Origin of the sequence: Corallococcus sp. CA053C (assembly GCF_003611675.1) — a bacterium.
GTDB lineage: Bacteria > Myxococcota > Myxococcia > Myxococcales > Myxococcaceae > Corallococcus.
The window spans coordinates 1-3,884 of the sequence record NZ_RAWA01000616.1; the positions used below are offsets into that span (position 1 = coordinate 1).

Consider the following 3,884-nt stretch of genomic DNA (forward strand, 5'->3'; position numbering starts at 1 on the left):
CCACCGCCCCAATCACTGCCGTCGGAGTACACCCGGTCCGTCACGTGGAAGGTGCACGTCAGCTTGCTGCCGTCCGTGTAGCGGTAGACGAAGCGGCCTTCCGCGTGGCTGTCCTCGTGGTCCTCCATCACCACCCGGTCCAGCGTCACCGAGCCTTCCACCGGCACCCCGGGCGAGGCGGCATAGCCCGGCTCCACCCCGGTGTGCCCGCCCCACTCCCGCACCAGCGAGGTCTCCTCGGGGACGAGCAGCTGTTCCTGGGGGAGGAGCTTCACGGTCCGCGCGCCGTCCACCACCCTCGGCGCACCTCGCAGGAGCATGTCTACCCCGAACCCCTGGAGGCCCTAGACGCCCTCGGGGGTGTAGGCCAGATGGACCTCCATACTGTCGGTCCCGTCCAGCAGGTAGATGCGGCCCATCACGGAGTTCAGGACGATAGGCCAGGCCACGCTCTGGCCCCTGTAGGTGCCCCGGCATTCGCCCTCGGGCTGGATGGGGTCATCACAGGCGGCGGAGAGCAGGACGCAGGCCAGGAGCACTGTTCGCTACAGGGGACAGAGCATGCGCCCATCCTAGATGGAAGCCGACCTGGTGCGGAGGATGAGCTCATAGCGACGCCCTCGGCTCCGTGAACACCCATCACACCCGCTCAGGGGCGACCTCGAGGAGCAACTCCCACGCCTCCTCCCATCCCGGAGCCCGTGACGAGATGCGCCGATGCAACCACATGAGCACATCTGACCGAGAAATCTCAGGGCGGTGGAGATGCTCCCTTAGCAAGCCGATGATGGCGGGCGTGTCCTTCGGGGGCGCGACCAGGAAATACAACCACGCGGAGCTCCACCTCCCCTCGGAGAGGAGTTGCCGTAGCGCATCCTGCACGGTTTCCGATGCAATCCGCCAAAGCGCCCTCAAGGTCTTCCCTTGGTACTCGGAGATGACATCTTCCAGGATGGCCTGTCGGATGAACTCCAGAGGCATTCGCTCCCATGCGGCCCCACCACGATGGCTATCAAAGAGGTGCTGCTCTCGCTGTTTCAAAAAAGCCAGGAAGCCAATCCATTGTTCACGCCGGAAGCGCTCGTACGGGATGGCGGGGTCCAGCAGTATCGCAGCGAGCTGGGGGGCCAACATGGCCTCCGGGGGAATGAATTCGAACCAGTCGCGTGCCCAGGCGTTTTCAAGGCGCATGAGCCGAAAAGGCCGATCCGGAGATGCCAACCACGCCTTCCAGATGCCGGGGACGAACGACTCCCATGTCCGTCCCTTGCGTTCGACAAAGGAGCGCAGCATGGGCAGGCATCGCTCTACCGCGAGACCCTTCTCAAGGTCTGCCCAGCGTAATCCGCCTTCATCAACCTTCGTGACGATGAACTCCAGCAACTGCATGAAGTCCGCAGTCCTGTTACGGCGCTCCACAGAACCGATACGCGTCCACAGGCGACCGTACAACTCGAAAGCCTTGAGTTGCGTCTCCTCATCGACCACTTCGTCAAGAAGCAACTCCCTGACTTGATTGAATGCGATTTCCGTCGCCTGTTCCTCTACGTTCACCCCGTCCCATGGATTGAGCAGGGCATGTACGTCTCCGCGCGGAAGACCCAGGCGCTCCGATAGCGCATGGGCCGCAAGGAACCAGGATCCGTGACTCAGGAGCAGCGCCTGGGGACTTTCTCCATAACCGATTCGCCTCATTGGCACGGAGTGCCGTTCGATGGCGACTTGGGCCTGCAAATGAAAGACCCGCGTGGCGATTTCGTGTGGAACCGTGCCCCCACGAAGGGCCACCCACCCCAGTGCGACAAACGCGCCCTCCAATGCGGCGACAAATCTGGGTGACCGGGGTGTCCACGAAGCGAGGAGTTTCTCCACCGGAGAATGTTCGCCGGAGTACAGTTGGTCTTGCATCCGAGCAAGCACGATTGGAGCACCGTGCTCATGCAGAAGGGCTGCTCCCCACTCCTCAGGATTTGCACGTAGGAGTTCATCCGCCGCCTGTTGAAGCAGCGTCGTGAGGACCCAACGCGGGCGCAGCACATACAGGCCAGGCTCCTGCTCTCGAAGCAGTCGCAATTGCTGAAGTGCCCGAACCATCTGGAAGGACTCAGGTGGAATTTCCATGGCCTTCTTGCGGAGGGCCTGTTCATCCAGCTTCAACTCTCGAAGAATCGAAGGCTGTGTAAGCCAATCCAACGCAGCAGACTCATTACCTCCGTGGACGAGGCCGTACCACTCCGACAGGGGCTGTCCCTGCTCCCAGGACTCGCGACTTTGGGTGAGAAGGGCGCGCGACAGTTGTCGAAGGAATTTCCACAGAGGTTCAAACCGGGGCCCTGTGAAGCCATCCATCCCCTGGATCCGCCTCCGGAGGAAATAGCGCGCAAGCTCCGGAAGACTTCGGGCTGTTTCCCCCACTTTTTTCCTGGTTGGGTTCCCAAGATAGTCCGCATACAGCCCGATGAAACCAACGGCCGTCCCGAAACCCTCCACCAGGCCTGACGGCAGGATGTCCTTTCGCAACCACTCAAGACACGCACCGGGATTGAACCGAGGCGCTCCATCCTCTGAAGTAGCGAGGCCTCGATGTCGGTCGATCCAGTGAACCAGGGGAGCAATCCACTCACCCACGGGTGGAGATTTCACGACGTTCCAGGCTCTCGACTCCCTGTCGGGCTCCAACCCTCGCCCTCCGGGCTTTCCCACGATTACGGAGGTCCAGACATCATCGTGGGCGGATGTCTTCTTCGGCGCGGCGTCCACAACCAAGCATACCGGAAAGCCAGGAGGCAATTCGCTGACATCCGGCAGTCCGGAATCACTCTTGAGCAGGATGAAACAGGGCCCTGCCCTCTGCGGAAGTTTCGCTTTGGCCTCCTCCCAGGTTTCAGCCGGGATGAAGGAAATGGACTTCCGCGTGGCAAGCCAGCGTCCCACCAGTGTTCGAGCGGAGCCCCCGGCCGCCCGCCAGAGCACGGGCCACTGACGGGGATCGAGCACCTCTTCTGGAAATACGGGAGGGAGGTCTACCTTCCGCAAGTCCAGGCGACGGATGCCCGCGTCGACGAGCTGGAAAAACACATCGCTCTGTCCCGAAGCAGCCTTCGGGCCCTCCAGGCGTTCCGCCAGCTCATCCGCCGGCATCTCCAGGAAGTCCGCGAGCAAGTCGCGCAGATTTGGATGCTGCGTCAACAGTCTTGAGCTTTCGCCCTTGTCGAGCTGCCCCAGGTAGGTCGCAAGGGAACTCGTGGTCATGGGCTCGGGATCGGGCCAGGAGGGCAAAGCGGTCAACCTGCGGGCAATTTCTCCGTAGGAGCACTCCTCGCCGGAGAGTTCCTTCACCCGATTCTTGAGCCAACCCATGGGAACTCCTGGACGTGAGCCTCCAGCTTCCCACACCCCCAATTGGAACCCAATTGGGGTTGGATTGAGACGTCGGAGGGGGCGCGGTAGTCCTGGTTTCGTTCCCCACAGGAGAAGCCCTGATGACGTTCACGCCTTCGAAGCCTCCCCCCTCCCTGCAGTGTCCCCGGCCCTCGTGGCTCCATCGCCTGCCGCGACCGATTTTCGACCTCCTGGAGGGCATCTACGCGGTGGTCGAACGGGGTGGGTCCTCCCTTACGGTCGCCGGCCTCCGAATGCTTGTGGAGGCCGTGGCGAAAGACGGAGTTCCGGGAAAGATCACGATGCGGGAGCGGCTGGAAGTGCTCTACCGCCAAGGGATCATCAGCAGCGGGCACTGTGAGCGGCTGCTCAGGGTGGTGGAGCATGGCAACAAGGCGGTCCACGAGAACGTAGCCGTCCAGGGAGAAGACCTCAGCCATCTCCTGCTGTGCGTCGAGCACCTGCTCCAGGAATTCTACGTGTTGCGGTGTCCCCTCCCGTCC

The 3,884-nt window shown here is 62.2% G+C and carries 2 protein-coding genes and 1 pseudogene; 1 reads left to right on the plus strand and 2 read right to left on the minus strand.

Annotated features, from left to right (window positions below):
- Positions 1–320: pseudogene (locus tag D7V97_RS40980) on the minus strand (hypothetical protein); the annotation flags it as partial.
- Between the two features lie 319 nt (positions 321–639).
- Complete coding sequence (locus D7V97_RS44415) at positions 640–3,360, minus strand: hypothetical protein (protein ID WP_147445199.1); 2,721 nt, start codon at positions 3,358–3,360, stop codon at positions 640–642.
- Positions 3,361–3,482: 122 nt separating this feature from the next.
- On the opposite strand from D7V97_RS44415, the gene D7V97_RS40995 reads away from it, so the two are divergent.
- The coding region (locus tag D7V97_RS40995; RefSeq protein WP_120615982.1) for a DUF4145 domain-containing protein at positions 3,483–3,884 on the plus strand (402 nt) is incomplete at its 3' end.

What these genes read in the sequence shown, in the direction of transcription:
- D7V97_RS44415 (WP_147445199.1), bottom strand. Translation starts at nt 3,360, where the DNA reads ATGGGTTGGCTCAAGAATCGGGTGAAGGAACTCTCCGGCGAGGAGTGC.